This is a genomic window from Pseudomonas sp. 300 (assembly GCF_055803035.1).
In genome coordinates this window covers 2,635,300-2,661,897 of sequence record NZ_JAVLRV010000002.1, presented here as the reverse complement: position 1 = coordinate 2,661,897, position 26,598 = coordinate 2,635,300, and the positions used below count along the sequence as shown (strand labels likewise).

The window sequence follows — 26,598 nt, the reverse complement described above, 5'->3', positions numbered from 1 at the left end:
GATGAGGCCGGCACAGTCACCGAAGATTGAAAGGAATGAACCATGCTGCAACTGATCCTCGGCGGCGCCCGCTCCGGCAAAAGTCGCCTGGCCGAAAAACTGGCAGCAGACAGCGAGCTAGCGGTGACCTACATCGCCACCAGCCAACCGCTGGACGGTGAAATGAACGAGCGGGTTGCCCACCACCGCGCCCGTCGTCCGGTCGAATGGGCGCTGATCGAAGAGCCCGTTGAGCTGGCCCGCGTGCTGCGAGAAACCGCCAGCGCCGAGCGTTGCCTGCTGGTGGATTGCCTGACGTTGTGGATGACCAATCTGCTGATGCTCGACAACGCCGAGCGTCTGACGGCCGAACGCGAAGCGCTGCTGGACTGCCTGGCGCAATTGCCGGGTGAAATCATTTTTGTCAGCAACGAGACCGGAATGGGTGTCGTGCCGCTGGGCGAATTGACTCGCCGCTACGTCGATGAAGCCGGTTGGCTGCATCAAGCTTTGGCCGAGCGCTGTCAGCGAGTCGTCCTGACCGTCGCCGGCCTGCCCCTGACTCTGAAAGGAACCGCGTTATGACTCAATCCTGGTGGCTGAACCCGTGTAAGCCGATCGATGCCCACGCCGTCGAACAGGCTGAAGCCCGGCAACAGCAATTGACCAAGCCGGCCGGCTCCCTCGGACGGCTGGAGTCGGTGGCGGTGCAGTTGGCGGGATTGCAGGGGCGGGTCAAGCCAAACATGGATCAACTGTGGATCGCGATTTTTGCCGGAGACCATGGCGTGGTCGCCGAAGGTGTGTCGGCGTTTCCCCAGGAAGTCACCGGGCAGATGCTGCACAACTTCGTCAACGGTGGCGCAGCGATCAGTGTGCTGGCGCGTCAGCTCGGCGCGTCCCTCGAAGTGGTTGACCTCGGCACGATCACGCCGTCGTTGAGTCTGCCGGGCGTGCGCCACTTGAACATCGGCGCCGGCACCGCGAATTTTGTTAACGGCCCAGCCATGACTCAAGCCCAGGGCGAACGCGCCTTGCAGGCTGGTCGCGACAGCGTGCAGCGCGCCATGGCGGCGGGCGCGCAGTTGTTCATCGGCGGCGAGATGGGCATCGGCAACACCACGGCGGCCAGTGCATTGGCCTGTGCCTTGCTGGATTGTCCGGTGGTGCACCTGACCGGGCCGGGCACTGGCCTGAACGCGGCGGGTGTCAGCCATAAAGCTCAGGTCATCGAGCGCGCTTTGGCCTTGCACAGCGCTCAGCGCGGCGATGCGCTGCAAACCCTGTTCAACCTCGGCGGTTTTGAAATCGCCGCGCTGGTGGGCGCGTATCTGGCGTGTGCCCAGGAAGGTGTCGCGGTGCTGGTGGACGGGTTCATTTGCAGCGTCGCCGCCGTGGTGGCGGTGCGCTTGAATCCGCACTGCCGCGAATGGCTGTTGTTCGGGCATCGTGGTGCCGAGCCCGGTCATCGCCATGTGTTGGAGGCCCTGCACGCCGAACCCTTGCTGGACCTCGGCCTGCGCTTGGGCGAGGGTAGCGGTGCTGCGTTGGCCGTGCCGTTGCTGCGCCTGGCGTGTGACCTTCACGGGCAAATGGCGACCTTCGCCGAAGCCGCCGTGGCGGACCGTCCGGCATGACCTTGCGCCTGGACCTGTTACGCCACGGCGAAACCGAACTGGGCGGCGGTTTGCGCGGCAGCCTCGACGATGCACTGACCGCCACAGGTTGGGCGCAGATGCGCGCAGCGGTGGTCGCGCAGGGGCCGTGGGATCGGCTGGTCAGTTCGCCATTGCAACGCTGTGCGCGGTTCGCCGAAGAACTGGGCGCGCAACTGGGTTTGCCGGTGCAACTGGATAAAGATCTGCAAGAACTGCACTTCGGTGCCTGGGAAGGGCATAGCGCGGCGGCGTTGATGGAAACGGACGCCGAGGCGTTGGGTTTGTTCTGGGCTGATCCCTATTCGTTTACGCCGCCGCAGGGTGAGCGGGTCGCGGATTTTTCGACGCGAGTGCTGGCCGCAATCGGGCGTTTGCAGGCGGCCTGCGCGGGCGAACGTGTGTTGCTGATCAGCCATGGCGGCGTCATGCGTTTGTTGCTGGCGCAGGCAAGGGGATTGCCGCGCGAGCAGTTGCTCAACGTTGAAGTCGGCCATGGTTCGCTGTTTTCGTTGAGCGTCGAACCCGGCGTCATCCTCAAGGAATCGATCTGATCATGTTGCCCTTCTGGATCGCCCTGCAATTTTTGAGCAGCCTGCCGATTCGTCTGCCGGGCATGCCGGCGCCTCAGGAATTGGGGCGCTCGCTGCTGTTCTATCCGCTGGTCGGGCTGCTGTTCGGCGGGATCTTGTGGGTGTTGAACTGGCTGTTGCTGGGCACGCCGGTGTTGCTGCATGCGGCGTTGTTGTTAACGGTTTGGGTATTGCTCAGCGGTGCGTTGCACCTCGATGGCCTGGCCGATAGCGCCGATGCCTGGCTGGGTGGTTATGGCGATCGCGAGCGTACGTTGACGATCATGAAGGACCCGCGCAGTGGTCCGATAGCGGTGGTCACGCTGGTATTGGTATTACTGCTGAAGTTCGCGGCGTTGCTGGCATTGATTGAGCAGCAACACAGCGTTTTCCTGATCATCGTTCCGTTGATTGGCCGTTCCGCGTTGCTGGGGTTGTTCCTGACCACGCCGTATGTGCGCGCCGGCGGTTTGGGGCAGGCGCTGGCCGATCATCTGCCGCGTTTGGCCGGCAAGCGGGTGCTGGCGGTCAGTGCATTGGCGTGTGTGCTGATTGCAGGCCTCGGCGGTGTTTTGGCGTTGGTGTTGGCAGCGCTGATGTTTGTCTGGTTGCGGCAAGTCATGTTGCGACGACTGGGCGGCACGACCGGTGATACGGCGGGGGCGTTGCTGGAATTGCTGGAGGTCGGGGTGTTGGTGGGACTGGTGTTGGTCATCAGATGATTAATGTGCTGAATTTTCTGGCCTCATCGCGAGCAAGCTCGCTCCTACGGTGGTGCGAGCTTGCTCGCGATAGCGATCTACCCGACACTCTCAATCGCTAAGCGACGAATCTGTAACTTGATTTAACCTACTCGCGGGTATATACACGCACCATGCTCGACTCCCAATGTTTATGCATCAACCTGCGTCGCGCCGCCCGTGGCGTCAGCAGGCATTACGACGGCGCTCTCGACGGCTTCGGAATCAACGTTGCCCAGTATTCTTTGCTGTGCAATCTGCAGCGTTTGAATGAGCCGAGTATTTCCGCCCTGGCGGAAGCCATGGGCCTGGACCGCAGCACCCTCGGGCGCAATCTGCGGGTGCTGGAGGGCGAAGGCCTGGTCATGCTGGTCGAGGGCGAAGACATGCGTAATCGCATCGTCAGGTTGACCGAGTCTGGCGCTCAACGCCTGGCAGCAGCCTTGCCGGCCTGGGAGGGGGCGCAGCAGCGACTGGTTGATCGTCTGGGCGCCGAAAAACGCGAAACTTTGCTGAAGCTGCTGGACGAACTGGCCTGACGCCAGTTTTTCCGATCTTAAGCGGGTATATACCCGCTACCGGAGAATAAGAATGACATCGATGTGGCGTACTTGCGGTTGGGTTTTAGTGGGGAGTGCGCTGATCCTTGCGTTGTCACTGGGCGTGCGACACGGTTTTGGGCTGTTTCTGGCGCCGATGAGTGCCGAGTTCGGCTGGGGGCGTGAGACGTTTGCCTTTGCCATCGCCCTGCAGAACCTGATCTGGGGGCTGGCGCAGCCCTTCACCGGCGCGCTGGCCGACCGCTTCGGCGCGGCGAAAGTGGTGCTGATCGGCGGCGTGCTCTACGCGATGGGCCTGCTGTTCATGGGCTTGTCCGATTCGGCAGTCACCCTGTCGCTGAGCGCGGGCCTATTGATCGGTATCGGGCTGTCGGGCACCTCATTTTCGGTGATCCTGGGTGTAGTTGGCCGCGTGGTACCCCCAGAGAAACGTAGCATGGGCATGGGCATCGCCAGCGCTGCCGGTTCTTTTGGCCAGTTCGCGATGGTCCCGGGCACGCTGGGTTTGATCGGTTGGCTCGGCTGGTCGGCGGCATTGCTGGCGCTGGGCCTGATGGTGGCGTTGATCGTGCCTCTGGTGAGCATGCTCAAGGACAAGCCGTTGCCAGTTTTCGGTCATGAGCAGACCCTCTCCGAAGCCTTGCGCGAAGCCTGTTCCCATTCGGGCTTCTGGCTGCTGTCGTTCGGCTTTTTCGTCTGCGGTTTCCAGGTCGTGTTCATCGGCGTGCACTTGCCGGCGTATCTGGTGGATCAGCATTTGCCCGCCACGGTCGGCACCACGGTGTTGGCGCTGATCGGCTTGTTCAACATATTCGGTACTTACACGGCGGGCTGGCTCGGCGGTCGGATGTCCAAGCCGCGTTTGCTCACCGGCCTGTATTTACTGCGGGCCGTGGTCATTGTCCTGTTTCTGTGGGCGCCGGTGACGACCACCACGGCGTATCTGTTTGGCATGGCCATGGGTTTCCTTTGGCTGTCGACGGTGCCGTTGACCAACGGCACTGTGGCGACCTTGTTCGGCGTGCGAAATCTGTCCATGCTCGGTGGGATCGTTTTCCTGTTCCACCAGCTCGGATCGTTCCTGGGGGGCTGGTTGGGCGGGGTGGTGTATGACCGAACCGGGAGCTATGACTTGATCTGGCAAGTAGCGATTCTCTTGAGCCTGTTGGCGGCTGCCTTGAATTGGCCAGTGCGAGAGCGACCTGTGGCGCGCCTGCAAACCCGGATGAGTGCGACATGAACAGCCTCTGGCCACGAGTCGCCGTGGCAGCGGGCGGCGTGTTGCTGCTGGCCTTGGCATGGTGGGGTTGGCATCAGGGTGGGTTGGCGCTGATGCAGTTGGGCATGGGCGCTTGCTAGCACGATGTGAGGGCGAGTAAGTTCGTTGCAGACGACTTTTTCAAGGATGCATGGACATGTTTATGCGTTGGCTTGCCGTTCCCGCGTTACTGGTGGCGTTTACCGGATTGGTTCACGCGGCCGAGTGTCCCGAGCTTTTGGAAGGCTCGTTGCCCAAGCTGCGGTCCAAGGAAACGATCGACCTGTGCCAGCGCTTCGCCGGTAAACCGCTGGTGGTGGTCAATACCGCAAGCTTTTGCGGTTTCGCCCCGCAGTTCAAAAGCCTCGAAGCGCTGAATCAGCGTTACAAGGGGCAGGGGCTGGAGGTGATCGGTGTGCCTTCCAATGACTTCAAGCAGGAGTCCAAGGACGGTGAGGAAACCGCCAAGGTTTGCTACGTGAATTACGGCGTGACCTTCACCATGACCGAGCCGCAGAAGGTTCGCGGGGATGATGCGACTCATCTGTTCGAGGTCCTCGCCGCCCAAAGCGACGCGCCGAAGTGGAATTTCTACAAGTATGTGATTGATCGCAAAGGCAAGGTAATCGCCAACTTCTCCAGCCTCACCACGCCGGACGATCCTGAATTCATTGCCGCCGTGGAAAAAGCCCTGGCTTCACAACCCTGATCGACACCGACTAAAAAGCCCCGCCTCTGTAAGGAGCGCGGGGCTTTTTTGATTCAGGCGGCGAGGGGGTCAGGTTCGCCGTGAATCACCTCAGAAGCGGTAGGTTGCACCGACGCCGAAACCGTTCGCCCAGTTTTCATACTTGGCGCTGTAGCTCTGGTTGCGAGGGGCACCGTTGCTGTTGTTGACCTTGACCGACTCTTCGCGCAGGTACGAATACGCTACGTCGATGGTCAGGTCGTCGGTCGGGCTCCAGCCAGCGCCCAGGCTGAAAATCTTGCGATCGCCCGTCGGGATGCGTGGGGAGCGGTTTTCGTTGTTGGTCGGGGCCTGGTCGAAGGACAGACCGGTACGCAGCACCCATTGCTTGTTCAACTGATAGGAGGCACCGATGGCGTGAGCCCAGGTGTCGTGCCAGTTCTGCTCTTCAGTGATGGTGCCAAGGCCACGGGCGGCCAGCGCGGCAGGAACGCCTTCGTTCTCGACGGAGATTTCTTTCAGGCGGCTCCAGCGAGTCCAGGTGCTGCCTGCGTAGAGGGTCCACTGGTCGTCCAGCTGATGAGTGACCGAGAAGTCCAGGGACTCAGGCGTGGTAATGTCCAGCGAAGCGTCGAACTTCTGGTTTGGGTTCTGGCCCAGTGCCGCGAGCACGCCGTAGTTGACCTTGGTGTCACCTTCGAGCTTGTACTTCACTTTCGAGTGATAGGTCAGGCCGAGGCGAGTGCTTTCGAGGGCTTGAACCATGATACCGATGTTGTAGCCGATCGCGGTGTCGTCACCTTTGATCTTGACCTGGCCGTCCGGCGCCAGCGGGTTCAGCGACAGGTTCGATTCCAGCTTGCCGTCGATGCGGTTGATGGTCGGACCGAAACCGATCGACACCTTGTCGTTGAAGGCGTAGCTGACGGTTGGCTGCAGGGTGACGATTTTGACTTCGCTCTTGCTGCCGAAGTATTTGCCGGCGAAGCCGTTCTCGTAGTCGGTCACCAGGCCGAACGGAGCGTAGACGCCGAAACCGACTGCCCACTGGTCATCGATTGGCTTTACGTAGTAGCCCATGGGAACGCCCATGAAAGGGACCATGTCGCCTTTGTTGGTACCACCATTCGGGCGGGAGCTGGCATCGCTGATGTCAGTGTGCGCGTCGATAAATGCCACACCACCGGTCACTTGTTCGCGCTTGAGGCGAGCCATGCCGGCAGGGTTGCCAAATACTGTGCTTGCGTCATCGGCAGAGGAAGATCGCCCGGCAAACCCTGTGCCCATACCACTGATGCTTTGTTCGTTAAGGGCAAAACCACTGGCGAAGATTTGAGTGGATGCCAAGGCAACGGCGAGGCTAAGGGTGGTTTTGAGCATTACTTTTTTCATTATTAGAACTCCTGGTGATCACCGGGGCGGAAATTACCAACATTTTCGTCCCAGCGCCATAGGCTGTATTGCTTGATTTAGAGCGGTTTTGTAGGACAATCCGACCAAATCGCCACCTGTTGGGCGATCTTCTTGAGCGAGGAATTCAGCAGGCGACTTGATTCAGCGGTGATACACAGGTTTGCCAGGCGTAGGTGAAGTCTCTCAGGCGTCCTTGAGGCTGGAAGGTCTGGCGCCAGATTCGGGCCATTCCCAGCAAGTCGTCTGCTTCGGGGAGGGGGGTGTTCTGTTCTTCGACCAGCAGCCAGGCGATGGCGGTGGCGTAACGCAGGTTGACGGTCAATTCGAGATGCGGGCCACTGAGGAAGGCATGCTGGCTGGCCAGTCCACGCACCAGGCTTGCGCGCTCCGGGTCAAGCGCCAGGTAGTGGTCCCAGAGTGCCTGGTGGCGGGGTTCGGCGATTCGGTACAAGCCGTGCCCGCGACGGTCATGCAGGGCGGAGCCAAGGGCTGACTGACTGGCGGCGATGCCCAGCAGCAGGGATTCGGCAGTCGCGCTATGGCGTCCAAGGTAGATCAGCGTCGGACGGATCACATAACGGCACAGTTCGCTGGCAGCGATACCCATAAAACCCTCGAACATGAAGTGGTCGGCGAGTCCTGAAAGTAGCGTTGGCAGCGGGTGGATCGAATCAGGCTCGCCGTAAGCGGTTCAAGCCGCTTGAGTTGAAGTGTAGTGTCATATTCGCGCTGTAAAGGCCTGTTTTTAAAATATTTCCGGCAGCCAGTTATAACCGTTATATCGGTTAGTGCTTAGGCGACGGCTGCGAAAAGAGAAATATCGGGCAATAAAAAGCCCCGCTATTCAAGCGAGGCTTTTGAGGTTTTCAGCGTTTCTGGCGTCTCAGGCAACCAGTGCCTGACGGGTACGCTCGATCACTGCCTGCAGCGGCTCGGCGCTGGAGTATTGATCGGGGTACAGGCGTTCGCTGTGACGAGCGATGCCGTGTTCATTGACCAGGGTGAAGCTGAAGCAGCCTTTGCGTGCGGCCATGATCAGGCAGTTCATTGGTGCAAAAGCGTTGGTTAGGGTGCGGATGGCATCCTGGGTGTGGATTTGAGTAGTCATTATTGGGTGTTCCTACAAGCGACACGGATAAGAACCGTGCAAAATTAAAACGTTCCAGTGACGACGACCACCATTGGTCGAACGAAGAACCCGACTGGAACAAAGCAGCCAGTTTGAAGCGCTGATTAAGTTGGCGCGCTTGGGCTGGCAGGTAGGTACTTAGGAGGGCAGGCAACACATCAAGGGCAAAGGTTCTGGGCCCGGGGTGAAGATCCTGATCAATTTGCAGGCTGGTTCGGTCAGAGTAAGTGAGCTTCGCAACACCCTTTGCTTTCGATTCAAAGGCTGTGTTGGCGCAAGGTTTACCTGGAAACCATCGAGGTGGTCGATCCCGCTTGTTCGGTAGAGGCTTCCTTTGGGAAGGCTGACCGGGAGGATTTGTTCGACCAGAATTGACTTTCAGCTTGGTACTAACGCCGCGGATACTAACGGATTGAATCGCAGAAGGGAAGTGTGTTAGCCAAAAACATCTTCACGGGCCGGCATTCGTCTGCGGATTGGCGCTCTCCAACGGCCATGGAGCGCCGGTTGCGCCTTGTAAAGGCACAGATTACGACCGTCGGTCGTCGACGTTCGTCGGTCCGGAATCAGCCTGGATCATGGGTTAGCCAAGGTTTATCCCCAGGTCAGGTGCCAAAATGCGCCGAAAAAGCGCATCGATATAACTGGCTTGAAGGTACTTGTGCACATAAGTTGCGCGGACTGTCACGGCCCTGTCATCTGGCCCTCAAGCGTAGTGGGTGCCTGTAACCAAAATTTAAGTCAATGAAAAACATCGGTTTTTTTTACTGGTGAAAAAATCGTCAGTTTGACTGCGAGCCCCATTCCACAGGGGTTTGCGAGAGTTCAAGGGCGGTTGTCCACTGAGTTATCCACAGCTTCTGTGGATTGTCCCGAGCGCTTGCTCTAGCACGGGCGTGCCGGGTTTTTTTAGGCTTTACCTGTAAGAAAAAAAGAGTAGAGTGGCGCGCCTTCCGATCTGCCCCACAGTGCTTTATGAAGTTTCGCTCAATACCCGTTTCCGTAACCTCGACTCCTTCCAGCGTCCCCCCGCCCAAGCGCTTTTCGATGCGTGTGGCCGAGTGGTTGCTCGACAGCCCGCGTCTGGGCGAAAACCACAACGTCAAACACTTCGCCGGGCGTCTGCTCAAGCAGCCGGCGCGCGAAGGGGTAGTGGCGGCGCAGAGCCGTCTTGGTCAGTTGATGTGCCGCGAGTGTGGGAATGCAAGGGACCGCCGCATTGGCCAGGACCTCTTGCGTCAGGCCGCGCGGGCAGGGGATCGGCGCGCTCAACAGGAACTCGGTCTGATCGAAGACTGAGCTGTCCAAGACCTGATGCCTTGGTTAACCTTCAAGCTTTATCGAACGGGCAGGATTGGCTATGGCGATGGACTTGACCAGCATATTGCTCGGTCTGGCGGGTGCGGCGCTGCCGTTGCTGGTATTGGCCTGGCAACTTCAGCGTCGGGCGAGCACCACGCAGTCTGAAGTTGCACTGCTGGAAGAACGTCTGGCCATGGCCAACCTGGCACAGGACGGGCTGAATGCCCAACTCGAGGCGGCTCGCGACGAAATCGCGGATCTGGGACAGGCCAATGCCGCCAAACAGGCAGACCTGGCCGCCGTGCGCCGTGAAGTCGAATTACTGCAGATTGAACGTGATGACGCCCGCGACGCCGCTCATGCCTGGAACATCGAGCGCGCCGGCAAAGACGTTGAGTTGCGTCGCCTGGACGCTCAAGCCGCGTCGCTGAGTGCCGAGTTGCGAGAGCAACAGGAAAGCCATCAGCAGCGCCTCAGTGACCTGCAAGGCTCGCGGGATGATCTGCGTGCCCAGTTCGCCGAGCTGGCCGGCAAGATCTTCGACGAGCGCGAGCAGCGCTTCGCCGAAACCAGTCAGCAGCGTCTGGGGCAGTTGCTCGATCCATTGAAAGAACGCATCCAGTCGTTTGAAAAACGCGTCGAGGAAAGCTATCAGGCCGAGGCGCGCGAGCGCTTTTCGCTGGCCAAGGAGCTTGAGCGTCTGCAACAGCTGAACCTGCGCCTGAGCGACGAAGCGACCAACCTGACCCGCGCCTTGAAAGGGCAGAAGACCCAGGGTAACTGGGGGGAGTTGATTCTCGAGCGGGTGCTTGAACACGCCGGTCTGGAGAAGGGCCGCGAGTATCAGACGCAGGTCAATCTCAAAGGCCCGGACGGCGAGCGGTTCCAGCCGGATGTGATCATTTATCTGCCGGGCGACAAGCAGGTGGTGGTCGACTCCAAAGTCAGCCTGACGGCCTATCAGCAATACGTGGCGGCCGAAGACGATGCCATCGGCCAGATCGCCATCAAGCAGCATGTGCTGTCGCTGCGTAACCACGTCAAAGGCCTGGCCGGCAAGGATTACAAGCGTCTCGACGGTTTGCACAGTCTGGATTTTGTCTTGCTGTTCGTGCCCATCGAAGCGGCGTTTTCCGCTGCGTTGCAGGCTGAGCCAACGCTGTTTCAGGAAGCGTTCGACCGCAATATCGTGATCGTCAGCCCGACCACGTTGCTGGCCACGCTGCGGGTCATCGACAGCCTGTGGAAGCAGGAGCGGCAGAGTCAGAACGCCCGGGAAATCGCCGAGCGGGCAGGGTGGCTGTACGACAAGTTCGTGTTGTTCATTCAGGACCTGGATGAAGTCGGCAATCGCTTGCAGCAACTGGACAAGGCTTACAGCTCTGCACGCAACAAGCTGACGGAAGGACGCGGCAACCTCGTCAGCCGCAGTGAGCAGCTCAAGTTGCTTGGCGCGCGGGCGAGCAAGAGCCTGCCAGCGGACTTGCTGGAGCGGGCGATGACTGATGTAGATGGGTTGGCCGAGTTGCCCGAGTAAGCTGAAAAGCACCGCCGGCAAGCCGGCTCCTGCACTGACCGATTAATGTAAAAGCCGGCTTGCCGGCGATGGCGTCCGTTGAAACACCACAGGGCTAAACATCTACACTCCTACAACGGTAAATGCCGACTCAACAACGCCCTCAATGCCGCCGGTTTCACCGGTTTGGCCAGGTAATCCAGCCCCGCCGCATGCACCTGCGCCACAGTCTCGGGGCGCCCGTCGGCGCTGATCACCACGCCCGGCACTGGCTCGCCCAAACGGGTACGCAGCCACGCCATCAACTCGGTCCCGGTCTCGCCATTGTCCAGGTGATAATCCACCAGTGCCAATTGCGGACGTACGCCATCGCTGAGCAGCGCCGCGCATTCGTCGCGATTGCGCGCGGTCCAGACCTGACAACCCCAGCGGGTCAGCAAACTGTTCATGCCGATGAGGATGCTGTCTTCATTGTCGATGCACAGCACCTGCGCGCCGCTCAGCAACTTGCCGTTGAGCGGGGCGACTTTGCTCGGCGTCGCGGTTTGCGCCTTTGCCAACGGCACGCTGACGCTGAACACGCTGCCACGACCCGGCCAGGAACGCACTTGCAAGGTGTGCCCCAGAACGCGACACAGCCCGTCAGCAATCGCCAGCCCCAGGCCCAAACCTTTCTCGGCACGGGTCTGGTGACTGTCCAGGCGTTTGAACTCCTCGAAAATCACTGTCAATTTGTCTTTCGGGATACCCGGCCCACGGTCCCAGACTTCCAGGCACAGTTCACCCTTGTGCCGACGAACCCCCAACAGCACGGGGCCCTTGGCGTAGCGAAAGGCGTTGGTCAGAAAATTCTGCAAGATCCGTCGTAACAGTTTGATGTCGCTGTCGACCCGCAGCGTGCTGCCGCGAACTCGGAATTTGAGCCCTTGGTCCCGGGCCAGCGCCTTGAACTCTGCACCAAGAGTGTCGAACAGCTCATTGAGCACGAACGGTTTCGGATCCGGATTGATCTTGCCGTTTTCCAGGCGAGAAATGTCCAGCAAATCGCTGATCAGGTCCTCGGCCGAGCGCAGTGACGTATCCAGGTGATGAACCAGCTTCTGCGCTTCGCTGGACAAGCCGTCGTCCTGATGGGACAGCGCGGCGGAAAACAGCCGGGCAGCGTTCAGCGGTTGCATCAGGTCATGGCTGACTGCCGCGAGGAAACGGGTCTTCGACTGGTTGGCCGACTCGGCGGTGCCCTTGGCTTCGGTCAGGGCCACGTTGAGTTGCGACAGCTCGTGGGTCCGTTCGGTGACCCGCCGCTCCAGGCCTTCGTTGGCTTCGGTCAGCGCCTGCTCGGCCTCGCGGTACGCGGTGATGTCGGTAAAACTCATGACGAAACCGCCACCCGGCATCGGGTTGCCGATCAGCTCGATCACACGGCCATTGGGAAACAGTCGTTCAGAGGTGTGGGCGCGTCCCTGACGCATCCAGTGCAAACGCCGAGCGACGTGCACTTCGGCTTCGCCGGGACCGCACAGGCCACGTTCGGCGTTGTAGCGAATGATGTCGGCAATCGGCCGGCCGACGCTGATCAAGCCATCCGGGTAGTTGAACAGTTCCAGATAACGCCGGTTCCACGCCACCAGCCGCAGCGACTGGTCGACCACGCTGATGCCTTGCGTAATGTTCTCGATCGCGCCTTGCAGCAACGCACGGTTGAATTGCAGCACTTCCGAGGCTTCGTCGGCGATTCGGACGACATCCTCGAGTTGCATTTCCCGACCTTCGATGGCGGCTTTTACCACTGCCCGCGTCGAAGAAGCACCGAGAACACCGGCCAGCAAACGTTCGGTATGGGCGATCCACTCGCCGTCGGCGTTCTGGTTCGGGTTGAAACCTTTACCTTGGCGATAGGCGAAACGGATAAAGCTCTGGCGGGCGCGTTCTTCACCGACAAACCGTGCGGCCAGTTGCAGCAGGTCGTCGATCTGCACCGACAGCATGGAGCGGGCGCTGGGGCGGGCACTGATTTCCTGGCCGATGAACCGTCCGGCCTGCCAGTGTTCCGAAACACGCGTGCGCGACAACACCGATACCCAGGCGAATAGCGTGAAGTTGGCCGCGAGGGACAGCACCACACCTTGGGTCAGCGGGGTGAGCGGCAGGTTCAGCGGGTTGCCGTGCAGCCACGCCAGCCCGGGGAAAGTGTTCAACGACACACCCAGGCTGTGCGCGGCAATCGGCAGAACCAGCGTGTAAAACCACAGGAATGTTCCGGCAGCGAGGCCGGCGAACACACCGCGACGGTTGGCCTGTTTCCAGTACAACGCGCCCAGCATGGCCGGGGCCAGTTGGGTCACGGCGGCGAAAGCGATCTGGCCGATGGTCGCCAGGCTTGCGGTCGAGCCCAGCAGCCGATAGCTGACATAGGCCAGCAGCAAAATCACCACAATGCTGACCCGACGCACCGACAGCATCCACTGGCGGAACACTTCGAATGGCCGCTCGGCGTTGTTGCGGCGCAACAGCCACGGCAACAACATGTCATTGGAGACCATGGTCGACAGCGCCACGCTGGCGACAATCACCATGCCGGTCGCTGCTGAAGCACCGCCGATAAAGGCCAGCATCGCCAGTGCGGGGTGGGCCTGCGCCAGTGGCAGGCTGATAACAAATGAATCCGGCAACACCGAGCTGGGCAGCAGCATCTGACCGGCCAGCGCGATCGGCACGACAAACAAGGCTGCCAGCGCCAGGTAGGCCGGGAACACCCACTTGGCCAGGCGCAAATCCTGTGGGTCGATGTTCTCCACCACGGTCACGTGGAACTGCCGGGGCAGGCAGATGATCGCCATCATCGCCACACCGGTCTGCACCACCATCGACGGCCAGTTGATGGTTTCCTTCCAGTAGGCTTCGAGGCGCGGCGCGAGCATGGCCTGGTTGAACAGATCGTCGAAGCCGTCGTACAGCCCATAGGTCACGAACGCGCCCACGGCAAGAAAAGCAAACAGCTTGACCAGCGATTCAAACGCGATCGCCAGCACCATTCCGCGGTGGTGCTCAGTGGCGTCGAGGTTGCGCGTACCGAAGACGATGGTAAACAGCGCCAGCACCAGCGACACGATCAGCGCCGTGTCCTGGGCGCGGGTGCCCATGGCGTCGGCGCCGGCACCGATCAACAGGTTCACCCCGAGCACAATGCCTTTGAGCTGCAACGCAATGTAGGGCAGCACGCCGACCATGCAGATCAGCGCCACGACGATTGCCAGTGACTGGGATTTGCCGTAACGGGCGGCGATGAAGTCGGCAATGGAGGTGATGTTCTCCTGTTTACTGATCATCACCATTTTTTGCAGGACCCACGGCGCGCAGACCAGCAACAGGATCGGCCCAAGGTAGATCGGCAGGAACGACCAGAGTTGTTCGGCGGCCTGGCCGACGGCGCCGAAGAATGTCCAACTGGTGCAATAAACGGCCAGCGACAGGCTGTACACCCAGGCGCGCACACGCGGCGGCAACGGCGCACTGCGACGGTCACCGTAGAAGGCAATGGCGAACATGATGGCCATATAGGCCAGGGCGACGGCGGCGATCAGCCCGCTGGACAGCGACATGGAAACTCCAGACAAAAGACACCCGGGACTACAGCCCGGACGGACAGTCTCGCACGACCGTCCGAGTTAGTCAGTGTCGACCAAGGTCGTGGCGTGGTGGGGTGTCGCAGGGTTTCAGATCCTGGTTGTCTGTGTTGGCGCCATCGCGAGCACGCTCGCTGCCACAGGGATCTATGTTGGCCATAGATTATGTGGCCGCTGAAGATCCGCTGTGGGAGCGAGCGTGCTCGCGATGGTGGTTTTACTGACTTAACGCAATCTCGATCAACCGATGCAATTCCTCAACCTCCAGCGGCGCTGGCGAAAACAGAATGCGAAAAACCGTCGGCGCCGCTACCAGATTGATCAGCCGATCCACACCCGGTTTTGGTTGATCGGGATAACGATCCAGAATTATCTGCAACTGCCCGCCAATCAGTGAAACGCAAAGGCCTGGCGTCGGGCTCGATTGCACATCGCGCAGCATGTTGCGTCCCGGTTCGGAGCTCATCTCGTCCAGATACTGCTCCGCCCACGCTTGCACATCCCCGCGCAGGCTGCCGGTGTTGGCCGGCTCACTGTCAGGCTGCATGCGCGCCAGGGCGACATCCGCCAGCAACACCGACAGATCGCCCCAGCGTCGATAGATAGTCGACGGCGTAACGCCCGCGCGCGCGGCGATTTGCGGGACGGTCACGGTGGAGCGGTCCTGTTCTTCGAGCAGTGCGCGGACAGCCGAGTGAATCGACTCTTGCACCCGGGCGCTACGGCCTCCAGGGCGTAAACCTTCTTTAATAGTCATGGAGCGGACCTTAACACAAAGAATTTGCTTTAAGCGCTAGCGAGTAGCACACTCCGCAAAAGCAATAAATTAGCTTTTGCGGAGTGTGCACATGTTGAATTCAGCTTCCAACCGTTCCAGCCTGTGGTTTCTGGCGATCACTTTACTCAGTTTCCTCGCCGCTTCCACGGCGCCGACGCCGTTGTATCACTTGTACCAAGAGCACCTGAATTTCTCTGCAGCGACGCTGACGATGATTTTCGGCGTCTACGCCATCAGTCTGCTGGTGGCCCTGCTGACGGTCGGCTCGCTTTCGGATTATCTGGGACGCAAACCGGTGATCTTTACCGCTGTGCTGCTGAACATGCTGGCGATGCTGCTGTTTATCAATGCTGACAGTGTTGCGTGGCTAATCGGTGCGCGGGTGCTTCAGGGGTTTGCGACCGGGATGGCCACTGCCGTGCTGAGCGCTGCATTACTGGATACCGATCGCAAGCAAGGACCGCTGGTCAATAGCGTCGCGCCGCTACTCGGCATGGCGTTCGGCGGCATGGGCTGCGGTCTGTTGGCCGAGTTTGCGCCGCTACCGTTGCAGCTCACTTATTGGGTGTTGTTCGCGTTGTTTGCGATGCAGGCGCTGTATGTCTGGCGCCTGTCGGAAAGCGTCAGTCCGCAGCCGGGGGCACTCGCTTCGTTGCGGCCTACGCTGCATGTGCCCCTCCAGGCGCGGTCCACTTTGTGGCGAGTTCTTCCGCTCAATACCGCTACCTGGGCGCTCGGTGGTTTTTACGCTTCGCTCGCCCCTTCGTTGGTGCGCACGGCCACTGGCTCAACCTCGAACCTGGTCGGTGGATCGACCGTAGCGGCATTGACGGTGACCGGTGCGTTGATGATCTTCACCTTGCGCAATCGGCCCGCCGCCACCGCGCTGGTGTTGGGCGGTACGTTACTGCCCATCGGCATTGTGTTGCTGTTGCTGGGCGTGCACAGCGCCAGCCTGGCATTGTTTTTCCTCGGCACACTGGTGGCCGGTTGCGGCTTCGGTGCCGGGTTCCTCGGCGCGGTGCGCAGCCTGGTTCCGTTGGCGCTGCCCCATGAACGGGCCGGGTTGATGTCGGCGTTTTATGTGCTCAGCTACCTGGCGTTTTGTTTGCCGTCGTTGCTGGCGGGGAATCTGACGCGGACGTTTGGTCTGGTGGCGACCACTGATGGGTATGGTGCCGTGCTGATTATCCTGTCTGTCGGTGCGTTGCTGGCATTGATGCGCGAGCAGTCCATCAAAGTCTGTAGCGCCGATGGTCAATGATCGTTAGCCTTGGCACGCCATTCCTTTCGACGGACCGAACATGAAGATCATCCGCAGCAACGCCTTCACCGCTGACCGTGCCTGGGGAGCGCTGGACATCGCCAATATGAACGGCATCACCACGCGTTTGCACTGGACCGATCAGCCCTACAAGTGGCATGTGAATGACGGCGAGGAAGTGTTCGTTGTGCTCGATGGCCAGGTGCAGATGCGCTATCGCGAAGCAGGCGTGGAGAAAGCGGTGGTGTTGGCTGTAGGCGATATCTTTTACGCCTCGGTGGGCACCGAGCACGTGGCGCATCCGCTGGGCGTGGCGAGGATATTGGTGATCGAATCGGAAGGCAGCGTTTGACGCTATATCTACAAAGCAGATAACAGTTAGAGATATTACCCGTTATATAGATATTCGATTTGCGCCTACCCTGAATTCCACCTCAACAGAGGACAGGAGTTCGCTATGACATGCCCCAACGCCACCCCCGTTTTCAAACCCTTCAGTCACTTGCAGCACCCGCGCGAGGTTATCCGCCAGTTCACCCCGAACTGGTTCGCCGCGACCATGGGTACGGGCGTTTTAGCGTTAGCCCTGGCCCAGTTGCCTGTCGCGTCGCCAGGTTTGCAGGCGATCGCCGAAGCCCTGTGGCTGTTCAATATCGGTCTGTTCATCGTGTTCACTGCGCTGTACGCGGCGCGCTGGGTACTGTTCTTCGATGAGGCCCGGAGGATTTTCGGGCACTCCACGGTTTCGATGTTTTTCGGCACGATTCCCATGGGGTTGGCGACCATCATCAATGGCTTCCTGCTGTTTGGCCTGCCTCGCTGGGGCGAGGGGGTCGTCCATGTGGCCGCGTTGCTGTGGTGGCTGGATGTGGCGATGTCGCTGGCCTGCGGTGTGCTGATTCCCTACATGATGTTCACCCGCCAGGAACACAGCATCGACCAGATGACCGCCGTTTGGCTGTTGCCGGTGGTAGCAGCGGAAGTGGCGGCTGCCAGTGGTGGCCTGTTGGCGCCGCACCTGGCCGAGGCCCAGGCGCAAATGGTGGTGTTGGTGACCAGCTACGTGCTCTGGGCATTTTCCCTGCCGGTGGCGTTCAGCATTCTGACCATTCTTATGTTGCGCATGGCGCTGCACAAACTGCCCCACGAAAACATGGCGGCGTCGAGTTGGCTGGCGCTCGGCCCGATTGGCACCGGGGCGCTGGGGATGTTGCTGCTGGGCGCCGACGCGCCGGCCATCTTCGCCGCCAACGGGCTTCCGGGCCTGGGTGAAATCGCAGCGGGGCTCGGGCTGGTGGCGGGAATCACGCTGTGGGGCTTTGGTTTGTGGTGGATGCTGATTGCTCTTCTGATTACCGGGCGTTACCTGCGGGCCGGGATTCCGTTCAACCTCGGCTGGTGGGGCTTCACCTTTCCGCTGGGCGTCTATTCTCTGGCAACGTTAAAACTGGCCAGCACGTTGAACCTGACGTTTTTCAGCGCCTTTGGCTGTGTGCTCGTGGCGTTGCTGACGGTGATGTGGCTGATCGTCGCCCAACGCACGTTGCAGGGCGCATGGCGGGGCGAGTTGTTTGTCTCGCCGTGCATTGCAGGTTTAAAAAAATAACCTGCAAAGATTAGGTAATGTGTGGCCTGGATCGACGTCCGACATTCCAATAGCAGTATCCACGCCATCACAGGGACACACGGAAGATGAGTCACCCCTCACAGTTCACCTTGCTTCGCACCCGCCGCTTCCTGCCGTTTTTCGTGACCCAGTCCCTCGGGGCGTTCAACGACAACGTCTTCAAGCAATCGTTGATCCTCGCCATTTTGTACAAATTGTCCATCGAGGGGGATCGTTCGATCTGGGTCAATCTGTGTGCGTTGCTGTTCATTCTGCCGTTCTTTCTGTTCTCGGCACTGGCCGGGCAGTTTGGCGAGAAGTTCGCCAAGGACGCGCTGATTCGCCTGATCAAGCTCGGGGAGATCGTCATCATGGCGATCGGCGCGGTCGGGTTCGTCTTCGATCACCTGTCGCTGATGCTGCTGGCGCTGTTTGCCATGGGTACGCACTCGGCGCTGTTCGGGCCGGTGAAATACTCGATCCTGCCCCAGGCCTTGCATGAAGAGGAGCTGGTAGGCGGCAACGGCCTGGTGGAAATGGGCACCTTCCTGGCCATCCTCGCCGGGACCATCGGCGCCGGGGTCATGATGTCGTCCGCGCATTACGCGCCCATCGTGTCCACGGCGATCATCGGCATTGCAGTGCTCGGTTATCTGGCCAGTCGCAGCATTCCACGGGCGGCGGCCTCGTCGCCGCAGATGCGCCTGAACTGGAACATCTTCAGTCAATCCTGGGCCACCTTGAAACTGGGCCTGGGGCAAACGCCGGCGGTCTCGCGCTCGATTGTCGGCAACTCGTGGTTCTGGTTTGTCGGGGCGATTTATCTCACGCAAATCCCGGCGTATGCCAAGGAATGGATGCACGGCGACGAAACCGTGGTGACCCTTATTCTCACTGTGTTCTCGGTCGGCATTGCGCTGGGTTCGCTGCTTTGCGAAAAACTGTCCGGGCGTAAAGTCGAGATCGGTCTGGTGCCTTTCGGCTCGTTTGGTTTGACGGTGTTCGGTTTGTTGCTGTGGTGGCATTCCGGCGGAATTCCCGACAGCGTCAACGGCCATGGCTGGATCGAGATTCTCGGTTTTGGCCACACCTGGCTGGTGTTGATCGACATTCTCGGCCTGGGGGTTTTTGGTGGTTTCTACATCGTGCCGCTGTACGCGCTGATCCAGTCGCGCACCCCGGAGAACGAGCGGGCGCGGGTGATTGCCGCCAACAACATTCTCAACGCGCTGTTCATGGTGGTCTCGGCAATTGTTTCGATCGTGCTGCTGAGCCTGGCCAAGCTGTCGATCCCGCACTTGTTCCTGGTGGTGTCGCTGCTGAACATTGGCGTCAACGCGTACATCTTCAAAATCGTTCCCGAGTTCAGCATGCGTTTCATGATCTGGCTGCTCAGCCATTCCATGTACCGCGTGGAGCATCGCAATCTGGAGCTGATACCGGATGAAGGCGCGGCGCTGCTGGTGTGCAATCACGTGTCTTTCGTCGACGCGCTGCTGATCGGCGGCGCGGTGCGTCGGCCGATTCGCTTTGTGATGTACTACAAGATCTACAACCTGCCGGTGCTGAACTTCATCTTCCGCACGGCCGGGACCATTCCGATCGCGGGACGTCAGGAAGACATTCAGATTTACGAAAGAGCCTTCACGCGCATTGCTCAATATCTGAAGGACGGTGAGCTGGTATGCATCTTCCCTGAAGGCAAATTGACCGCCGATGGCGAGATCAACGAGTTCAAGGGCGGGTTGACGCGGATTCTCGAAGAGACGCCTGTGCCGGTGATTCCGCTGGCATTGCAGGGGCTGTGGGGGAGTTTCTTCAGTCGCGATCCCGACAAGGGCGTGTTCCGTCGGTTGTGGTCGCGGGTGACCCTGGTGGCGGGGCCGGCGGTGGCAGTTGAGGCAGCGGAACCGGCGAAGCTGCAAGGGTTGGTCGGGGCGTTGCGCGGCGCTGTTCGCTGATCCTTGTCGATGCGGGCCGATATTACCGCGAGCCCGCGCTGGCGGCGGTCAGCCCGCCATCGCCAAGCGGTTGCGTCCTTCGCGCTTGGCCACATAGAGCGCACTGTCGGCCCTACGCAACAGGCTCTCGGCCGATTCTCCGGGCAACAGGGTCGAGCAGCCGAGGCTGACGGTCAGCTCGATCAGGTTGCCATCGGCTGAAAAATTCTTGGCTTGTGCCGCGAATCGCAGTCGCTCGCCGACCATGGCGGCGGCTTCCCGGCCGGTGTTGGACAACAGAATCAAAAACTCCTCGCCACCAAAGCGGAACACCATGTCGACGTTGCGCAGCTGGCTCTTGATCGAAGCGGCGACACCCCTGAGCACGTCATCGCCGGCGCTGTGCCCGTGGTTATCGTTGATGTGTTTGAAGTGGTCGATGTCCAGCATCAGCAGTGACAAAGGTTGCAGATGCCGGCGCGACATCTCGATTTCCCGCTGCAGCGTCTGATCCATGGCAATGCGGTTACCGGTGTCGGTGAGGGGGTCGCGCAGGGCACTTTGGGTAGCTGCGCGGTAAAGCAGCGCATTACGCATCGGGTACATCAACGCGGACAGCGAAGATTCGAGATTGCCCAGTTCCTGCTCGCTGAAACGCTGATTGCGGCGGAACACCAGTTCACCCAGATGCTCGCCTTCATGGCTGAGGCTATAGCTGATCGAATGGTGGCCGCGCTGGCCGTATTCCAGGCGCAAATCGCTGGCCTTGTGTTGGTAGCTCAGGGCATCGAGCGGTACGAGTCGCTGAATTTCACGGTAGAAGAGCCCAAGAATGCGTTGCGGCTCAAGACTGGTTTGCAGCTGCAAACTCAGTTGCTGGCGCAATTGCGCAAGGCTGACCGGCCTCTCCAGAAGAGGGGGCTGCTGACCAAAGCCCAGGCGTTGCAATTTGGCGCTATCGAAGTCAATTGCGTTGGTCTGGGAAGGTGATTTCATATGGCGTGCACCCCTAAGCAGTAAGGCTGTCTTACAGGCTGGGTGAGAGCGGCTTTGGGCTGCGCGTCATACTGGTCCATCAGTCCCGTAGGACATTTGGAGCAAGTCTAATCTGCTTTGCTGGAGATTAGTAACCAATCGACCCGAAGGTCTGCCCGCCTGCTTTCACACCGCGTGTCTGAACAGATATAGAGCGAAAGTCATGCCATTCGGTTCATTCGGATTAAAGCCGTTTAAAATCAACGCACTGGAAGTGTCTTAAGTTGTTTTCAGCTTATTCGGCGACATTTGTTTGACTGAATTCAGGTGCAGTTGCGCCGCTTATGGGTGCCGTGACGGAAATTCGCCACGGCACAAAAGCGACGCACGGTGTTACTGAGCGTTGAACGCCTGGCCGTTGATACCGGTGCTGTCCGGGCCCATCAGGTAGAGGTAGACCGGCATGATCTCCTCAGGCGTCGGATTGTTCAGCGGGTTTTCGCCGGGATAAGCCTGGGCACGCATGCTGGTGCGGGTGGCGCCGGGGTTGATGCTGTTGGAACGTACCGGGGCGACGGTGTCGACTTCGTCGGCCAGGGTTTGCATCAGGCCTTCGGTGGCGAACTTGGAGACGCCATAAGCGCCCCAATACGCACGCCCCTTGCGGCCGACGCTGCTGGAAGTGAATACCACCGAGGCGTCCTGCGACAGTTTGAGCAGTGGCAACAGCGTGCTGGTGAGCATGAACATGGCGTTGACGTTGACTTGCATGACACGCATGAAGTTCTCGCCGGAGAGCTGTTCGATCGGCGTGCGAGGACCAATGATCGACGCGTTGTGCAGCAAACCGTCGAGGTGGCCGAATTCAGTTTCGATCATCGCCGCCAACTCATCGTATTGATGGGGCAGGGCGGTTTCCAGATTGAACGGGATGACCGCAGGTTGTGGATGACCGGCGGCTTCGATTTCGTCGTAGACCTGAGTCAGGTTGGCTTCGGTCTTGCCCAGCAACAGCACGGTGGCGCCATGCGCGGCGTAGGTTTTCGCAGCGGCAGCGCCAATACCGCGACCGGCGCCAGTGACCAGGATGACCCGGTCCTTGAGCAATTCAGGGCGGGCGGAATAATCAAACATAAAAAAACCTCAAAAATCAGAATGCGGGCGACCGATGCGCGGTCCTGCAGGAGCCCGGCAAGCCGGCTCCTACGAAGCGGTGCGGATCAGCAGCTACAGAGCGCGCTGTCCAACACCTTGCGCAACTCCAGCGGATGATCGACCACCACGTCCGCACCCCAGTGCCGCGGGTTATCGTCGGGGTGGATGTAGCCAAAGGTCACGGCGGCGGTCTTGGTGCCGGCATCACGACCGGATTCGATGTCACGCAGGTCATCCCCCACAAACAGCACGCTGGCCGGATCGAGGTCGAGCATCTTGCACGCCAGGATCAACGGCTCCGGGTCCGGTTTGCTGTTCTTCACGTGATCCGGGCAAATCAGCAGCGCCGAGCGTTCGGCCAACCCGAGTTGCTGCATGATCGGCTCGGCAAACCGCAGTGGTTTGTTGGTGACCACGCCCCAGATCAGGTTGGCTTTCTCGATGTCGGCCAGCAACTCGCCCATACCGTCGAACAGTTTGCTGTGCACCGCGCAACCCACGAGGTAGCGCTCCAGGAACTCCAGGCGCAGCGCTTCAAAGCCTGGCGATTCCGGGTCCATGCTGAACGTCACGGCGACCATCGCCTTGGCGCCGCCGGAAATTTCGTCGCGGATATGCTTGTCGTTGATCGGCGGCAAGCCGCGATCGGCACGCATCGCCTGACAGATCGCAATGAAGTCCGGCGCGGTGTCGAGCAGCGTGCCGTCCATGTCGAAAAGGACTGCTCTGATACGCATCGACTTACTCCTCGCGCAGGGTCTGGATCATGTAGTTGACGTCCACGTCGGCCGCCAGTTTGTAGTGCTTGGTCAGCGGGTTGTACGTCAGGCCGATGATGTCTTTGACAGTCAGACCGGCCATGCGGCTCCAGGCACCGAGCTCGGAAGGGCGGATGAATTTCTTGAAGTCGTGCGTGCCGCGAGGCAGCAGCTTCATGATGTATTCGGCGCCAACGATGGCGAACAGGTACGCCTTCGGGTTGCGGTTGATGGTGGAGAAGAACACCTGGCCGCCCGGTTTGACCATTTTGAAGCAGGCGCGGATCACCGAAGACGGATCCGGCACGTGCTCAAGCATTTCCAGGCAAGTGACCACGTCGAACTGCTCGGGCATTTCTTCAGCCAGGGCTTCGGCGGTGATCTGTCGGTACTCGACGCTGACACCCGATTCCAGCTGATGCAGTTGAGCGACGGCCAGCGGCGCTTCGCCCATGTCGATGCCCATCACGGTCGCGCCGCGTTGCGCCATGGCTTCGCTGAGGATGCCGCCGCCGCAACCGACGTCGAGGACTTTCTTGCCGGCCAGATTGACCCGTTCGTCAATCCAGTTGACCCGCAGCGGGTTGATGTCGTGCAGTGGCTTGAACTCGCTTTCGCGATCCCACCAGCGATGGGCCAGGGCTTCGAATTTGGCGATTTCGGCGTAGTCGACGTTACTCATGGTTCATCCTCTAAAACTTGAAAAATCCTGTTGCCCCGGCGTTGAGTCCAGGGTGCTTACAATTCGGTATGGCCGCTGATGCGCTGGCCCCAGGCCTTGGCGGTGGCGCACAGCTGTTCTTCATCCAGACGGGTCAGGCGGCGGTCGTCGAGCAATTGCTTGCCACCTACCCAAAGGTGTTTCACGCAGTCCCGGCCAGTGGCGTATATAAGCTGTGAAACCGGGTCGTACACCGGTTGCTGCGCCAGGCCGGAAAGGTCGAACGCGACCATGTCCGCGGCTTTGCCGATTTCCAGCGAGCCGACCTCGGCCTCGATCCCCAGCGCCCGTGCGCCGTTCAGCGTGGCCATACGCAACGCGCGATGGGCGTCCAGTGCGGTGGCCGAGCCGGCGACGGCTTTGGCCAGCAACGCAGCGGTGCGGGTTTCGCCAAGCAGGTCGAGGTCGTTGTTACTGGCCGCACCATCGGTGCCGACGGCCACATTGACGCCCGCCTGCCACAAACGCTCCACCGGGCAGAAACCGCTGGCCAGTTTCAGGTTCGACTCCGGGCAATGAATCACATTGGTGTTGCTTTCTACCAGCATCACCAGGTCGTCCTCGCTGATCTGCGTCATGTGAACCGCCTGGAAGCGCGGCCCCAGCAGGCCCAGGCGTGCAAGGCGGGCCAGCGGGCGCTCGCCACGCTGCTCGACCGATTGCTGCACTTCGAAGGCTGTTTCGTGGACGTGCATGTGAATCGACGCGTCCAGCTCTTCGGCGATCACCCGGATTTTCTCCAGGTTTTCGTCGCCCACGGTGTAGGGGGCATGGGGGCCGAAGGTGACTTTGATGCGTTCGTGGTGCTTGAGATCGTTGAACAGTTCAACGCCCTGACGAATGGCGTCGTCCGCCGTACTGGCGCCCGGAATCGGGAAATCGAGGATCGGAATCGCGATTTGCGCGCGTATGCCGCTGTTATGCACGCGTTCGCTGGCAACCTTCGGGAAGAAATACATGTCAGAGAAGCAGGTAATGCCACCTTTTATCTGTTCGGCGATGGCAAGGTCGGTACCATCGCGTACAAACGCTTCATCGACCCATTTGGCTTCGGCGGGCCAGATGTGGTTTTCCAGCCAGGTCATCAGCGGCAGGTCGTCGGCCAGGCCACGGAACAGCGTCATCGCTGCGTGCCCGTGAGCGTTGATCAGGCCGGGACTGAGCAGCATGTCCGGCAGTTCGCGGACTTCGGTTGCGTCAAGCTTCAGCGCGGCGGACCGCGGGCCGATAAACACGATGCGCCCGTCGCGGATGCCCACGCCATGCTCTTTGAGGACAACGCCAGCGGGTTCGACGGGTACCAGCCAGGTCGGCAGCAATAACAGGTCGAGCGCAGCGGCAGTGTTCGGCATCGAGGGTCGGTTCCAGTGCTTTTGTAAAGGATGGCGAAGTATACCCGAGCGTCTTCGCGGTGGGATCGCTATAATCGGCGGCTTTGTTTATGAGTGCGGGGTGAGGGATGCGCGATCGACTGTTGGCTGCGGAGAAGGTGAAGGCCATCGATTGGCGTGATGGCGCCCTTTATCTGCTGGATCAGCGTGTTTTGCCGTTCGAGGAAACCTGGATCGCCTACACCAGCGCGGCCGGCGTGGCCGAGGCGATTCGTTCGATGGTGGTGCGCGGCGCGCCGGCGATTGGCATCAGTGCCGCGTATGCCATGGTGCTGTCAGCCCGCGCCCGTATTCTCGAGGGCGGTGACTGGCAGGCAGCGTGGGAAGAAGATTACGCGTTGCTGGCCGATTCCCGTCCAACGGCGGTGAATCTGTTCTGGGCCTTGAGTCGCATGCGTGACCGCCTGGATCGTCTCAAGGGCGATACCGACCCTTTGGCGGCGCTGGAGGCGGAGGCCATCGCCATTCACGAAAGTGATCGCGAAGCCAACCTGACCATGGCGCAACTGGGTGTGGACCTGATCCGCAAGCACCAGGGCAACGCGCAGGCGATCCTGACCCACTGCAACACCGGCGCGCTGGCCACCGGCGGTTTCGGCACGGCGCTGGGGGTTATTCGCGGGGCCTTTATCGAAGGCATGGTCGAGCGCGTCTACGCCGACGAAACCCGTCCCTGGCTGCAAGGTTCGCGACTGACCGCATGGGAGTTGGCCAACGAAGGCATTCCCGTGACCCTCAATGCCGATTCCGCCGCCGCGCACATCATGAAGACCAAGGGCATTACCTGGGTCATCGTCGGCGCCGACCGGATCACCGCCAATGGCGACGTGGCCAACAAGATCGGTACTTATCAACTGGCGGTGAACGCCATGCACCACGGCGTGCGCTTCATGGTGGTGGCACCGAGCTCGACCATCGACATGAACCTGGCCAGCGGCGACGACATTCCGATTGAAGAGCGTGACGGCCGAGAGTTGCTGGAAGTGGGCGGCAAGCGGGTCGGGGCGGATGTCGATGCGTTCAACCCGGTGTTCGACGTCACCCCGGCGGACTTGATCGACGCGATCGTGACCGAGAAAGGCATCGTCGAGCGTCCGGACACGGCGAAGATGGCGCAGTTGATGTGCCGCAAGCGTCTGCATTGAAGGGATTTGGTGTCTGATCGATCGCCATCGCGGGCAAGCCCGCTCCCACAGAAATTTGTGTTGTGCCGCAAATCCCGGGCATTTCATGATCCCTGTGGGAGCGGGCTTGCCCGCGATGAGGCCCGCAAATTCAATAAAACAGTCTGAATTCTGCATTCGGCAACCCTCTAAGCCCCTCTCGTCCCCGTTAAGCCTGCCACCAGTCAACTAACTACACTCCATGCGCATCTGGGGGATAGGTGCGTGGCGGCTCTTGTGATAACATCCGGCGTTTTCCGAGGCAGTCCCACGGGGTTGTCTTTACTGCGCAAATCCATGGCATAACTCGTTGATTTGTCGTAAGTCGGTGCATGGCACTCAGCCTGCAGCGGCGAGCTTCGTTCGTCCCATATGGATGTGACGAGGTTTCACCAGAAAAAGGAATCGA

General features: G+C 60.2%; 25 protein-coding genes. 15 read left to right on the top strand and 10 right to left on the bottom strand.

Annotated features, from left to right (window positions below):
- Positions 1-42: 42 nt before the first annotated feature.
- From cobU to Q7W83_RS18470, 8 genes are all read left to right on the top strand, one after another.
- Entirely contained in the window at positions 43-564 is a 522-nt protein-coding gene (gene cobU / locus Q7W83_RS18505) for a bifunctional adenosylcobinamide kinase/adenosylcobinamide-phosphate guanylyltransferase (RefSeq protein WP_150630149.1), read from the top strand.
- Positions 561-1,616: a nicotinate-nucleotide--dimethylbenzimidazole phosphoribosyltransferase gene (gene cobT / locus Q7W83_RS18500; RefSeq protein ID WP_458377707.1), complete on the top strand. Its 1,056-nt coding sequence runs from the start codon at positions 561-563 to the stop codon at positions 1,614-1,616. Before cobU ends, cobT begins: the two co-directional genes overlap by 4 nt.
- A complete protein-coding gene (gene cobC / locus Q7W83_RS18495) occupies positions 1,613-2,188 on the top strand; it encodes an alpha-ribazole phosphatase family protein (RefSeq protein WP_473656460.1) in 576 nt (191 codons plus the stop codon). The genes cobT and cobC overlap by 4 nt, the downstream gene beginning before the upstream one ends.
- A 2-nt stretch (positions 2,189-2,190) precedes the next feature.
- The gene (locus Q7W83_RS18490; protein WP_473656459.1) at positions 2,191-2,928 is read left to right on the top strand and encodes an adenosylcobinamide-GDP ribazoletransferase; all 738 of its coding nucleotides are present in this window, start codon (positions 2,191-2,193) and stop codon (positions 2,926-2,928) included.
- A gap of 152 nt (positions 2,929-3,080) precedes the next feature.
- On the top strand, positions 3,081-3,485 hold the full coding sequence (locus Q7W83_RS18485; protein WP_473656458.1) for a MarR family winged helix-turn-helix transcriptional regulator: 405 nt from the start codon (positions 3,081-3,083) through the stop codon (positions 3,483-3,485).
- 52 nt (positions 3,486-3,537) lie between these two features.
- Entirely contained in the window at positions 3,538-4,746 is a 1,209-nt protein-coding gene (locus Q7W83_RS18480) for an MFS transporter (protein ID WP_150630144.1), read from the top strand.
- A complete protein-coding gene (locus Q7W83_RS18475; protein ID WP_263596861.1) occupies positions 4,743-4,865 on the top strand; it encodes a hypothetical protein in 123 nt (40 codons plus the stop codon). Before Q7W83_RS18480 ends, Q7W83_RS18475 begins: the two co-directional genes overlap by 4 nt.
- Positions 4,866-4,921: 56 nt before the next feature.
- On the top strand, positions 4,922-5,473 hold the full coding sequence (locus Q7W83_RS18470) for a glutathione peroxidase (protein WP_150637788.1): 552 nt from the start codon (positions 4,922-4,924) through the stop codon (positions 5,471-5,473).
- Between the two features lie 90 nt (positions 5,474-5,563).
- Here the strand turns inward: Q7W83_RS18470 and Q7W83_RS18465 are convergent, their stop codons facing one another.
- The 3 genes from Q7W83_RS18465 to Q7W83_RS18455 form a co-directional block, all read right to left on the bottom strand.
- Complete coding sequence (locus Q7W83_RS18465) at positions 5,564-6,844, bottom strand: OmpP1/FadL family transporter (protein WP_150630142.1); 1,281 nt, start codon at positions 6,842-6,844, stop codon at positions 5,564-5,566.
- Between the two features lie 145 nt (positions 6,845-6,989).
- Positions 6,990-7,472 carry a hypothetical protein gene (locus Q7W83_RS18460; RefSeq protein ID WP_008033583.1) on the bottom strand — a complete coding sequence of 161 codons (483 nt, stop codon included), beginning with the start codon at positions 7,470-7,472 and terminating at the stop codon, positions 6,990-6,992.
- Between the two features lie 276 nt (positions 7,473-7,748).
- Positions 7,749-7,973, bottom strand: coding sequence for a hypothetical protein (locus Q7W83_RS18455; protein WP_008031832.1), 225 nt, complete (start codon positions 7,971-7,973; stop codon positions 7,749-7,751).
- 996 nt (positions 7,974-8,969) lie between these two features.
- On the opposite strand from Q7W83_RS18455, the gene Q7W83_RS18450 reads away from it, so the two are divergent.
- On the top strand, positions 8,970-9,293 hold the full coding sequence (locus tag Q7W83_RS18450; protein WP_150630141.1) for an SEL1-like repeat protein: 324 nt from the start codon (positions 8,970-8,972) through the stop codon (positions 9,291-9,293).
- A gap of 175 nt (positions 9,294-9,468) precedes the next feature.
- On the top strand, positions 9,469-10,833 hold the full coding sequence (locus tag Q7W83_RS18445; protein ID WP_473657659.1) for a DNA recombination protein RmuC: 1,365 nt from the start codon (positions 9,469-9,471) through the stop codon (positions 10,831-10,833).
- A 110-nt stretch (positions 10,834-10,943) separates the two neighbouring features.
- Here the strand turns inward: Q7W83_RS18445 and Q7W83_RS18440 are convergent, their stop codons facing one another.
- Together Q7W83_RS18440 and Q7W83_RS18435 are read right to left on the bottom strand one after the other, a co-directional pair.
- On the bottom strand, positions 10,944-14,414 hold the full coding sequence (locus Q7W83_RS18440) for a hybrid sensor histidine kinase/response regulator (RefSeq protein ID WP_473656457.1): 3,471 nt from the start codon (positions 14,412-14,414) through the stop codon (positions 10,944-10,946).
- A 241-nt stretch (positions 14,415-14,655) separates the two neighbouring features.
- Positions 14,656-15,195, bottom strand: coding sequence for a TetR/AcrR family transcriptional regulator (locus tag Q7W83_RS18435; RefSeq protein ID WP_150630138.1), 540 nt, complete (start codon positions 15,193-15,195; stop codon positions 14,656-14,658).
- A gap of 91 nt (positions 15,196-15,286) precedes the next feature.
- On the opposite strand from Q7W83_RS18435, the gene Q7W83_RS18430 reads away from it, so the two are divergent.
- From Q7W83_RS18430 to Q7W83_RS18415, 4 genes are all read left to right on the top strand, one after another.
- Positions 15,287-16,480 carry an MFS transporter gene (locus Q7W83_RS18430; protein WP_150630137.1) on the top strand — a complete coding sequence of 398 codons (1,194 nt, stop codon included), beginning with the start codon at positions 15,287-15,289 and terminating at the stop codon, positions 16,478-16,480.
- Positions 16,481-16,520: 40 nt separating this feature from the next.
- On the top strand, positions 16,521-16,832 hold the full coding sequence (locus Q7W83_RS18425) for a cupin domain-containing protein (RefSeq protein WP_150630136.1): 312 nt from the start codon (positions 16,521-16,523) through the stop codon (positions 16,830-16,832).
- A gap of 105 nt (positions 16,833-16,937) precedes the next feature.
- On the top strand, positions 16,938-18,086 hold the full coding sequence (locus tag Q7W83_RS18420) for a TDT family transporter (protein ID WP_473656456.1): 1,149 nt from the start codon (positions 16,938-16,940) through the stop codon (positions 18,084-18,086).
- Between the two features lie 86 nt (positions 18,087-18,172).
- A complete protein-coding gene (locus tag Q7W83_RS18415) occupies positions 18,173-20,047 on the top strand; it encodes an MFS transporter (protein ID WP_150630134.1) in 1,875 nt (624 codons plus the stop codon).
- 48 nt (positions 20,048-20,095) lie between these two features.
- On the opposite strand, the gene Q7W83_RS18410 is transcribed toward Q7W83_RS18415, so the two are convergent.
- From Q7W83_RS18410 to Q7W83_RS18390, 5 genes are all read right to left on the bottom strand, one after another.
- The gene (locus tag Q7W83_RS18410; RefSeq protein WP_150630133.1) at positions 20,096-21,022 is read right to left on the bottom strand and encodes a GGDEF domain-containing protein; all 927 of its coding nucleotides are present in this window, start codon (positions 21,020-21,022) and stop codon (positions 20,096-20,098) included.
- Between the two features lie 372 nt (positions 21,023-21,394).
- The gene (locus Q7W83_RS18405; RefSeq protein WP_008031809.1) at positions 21,395-22,135 is read right to left on the bottom strand and encodes a YciK family oxidoreductase; all 741 of its coding nucleotides are present in this window, start codon (positions 22,133-22,135) and stop codon (positions 21,395-21,397) included.
- Between the two features lie 86 nt (positions 22,136-22,221).
- The gene (gene mupP, locus Q7W83_RS18400) at positions 22,222-22,893 is read right to left on the bottom strand and encodes an N-acetylmuramic acid 6-phosphate phosphatase MupP (protein ID WP_056856462.1); all 672 of its coding nucleotides are present in this window, start codon (positions 22,891-22,893) and stop codon (positions 22,222-22,224) included.
- A 4-nt stretch (positions 22,894-22,897) separates the two neighbouring features.
- Positions 22,898-23,596, bottom strand: coding sequence for a bifunctional 2-polyprenyl-6-hydroxyphenol methylase/3-demethylubiquinol 3-O-methyltransferase UbiG (gene ubiG, locus Q7W83_RS18395; protein WP_109633737.1), 699 nt, complete (start codon positions 23,594-23,596; stop codon positions 22,898-22,900).
- A gap of 56 nt (positions 23,597-23,652) precedes the next feature.
- On the bottom strand, positions 23,653-24,987 hold the full coding sequence (locus tag Q7W83_RS18390; RefSeq protein ID WP_150630130.1) for a TRZ/ATZ family hydrolase: 1,335 nt from the start codon (positions 24,985-24,987) through the stop codon (positions 23,653-23,655).
- Positions 24,988-25,094: 107 nt separating this feature from the next.
- On the opposite strand from Q7W83_RS18390, the gene mtnA reads away from it, so the two are divergent.
- Positions 25,095-26,171 (top strand): S-methyl-5-thioribose-1-phosphate isomerase, encoded by a 1,077-nt coding sequence (gene mtnA, locus Q7W83_RS18385; RefSeq protein ID WP_150630129.1) that lies wholly within the window; start codon positions 25,095-25,097, stop codon positions 26,169-26,171.
- The last annotated feature ends 427 nt before the right edge of the window (positions 26,172-26,598 follow it).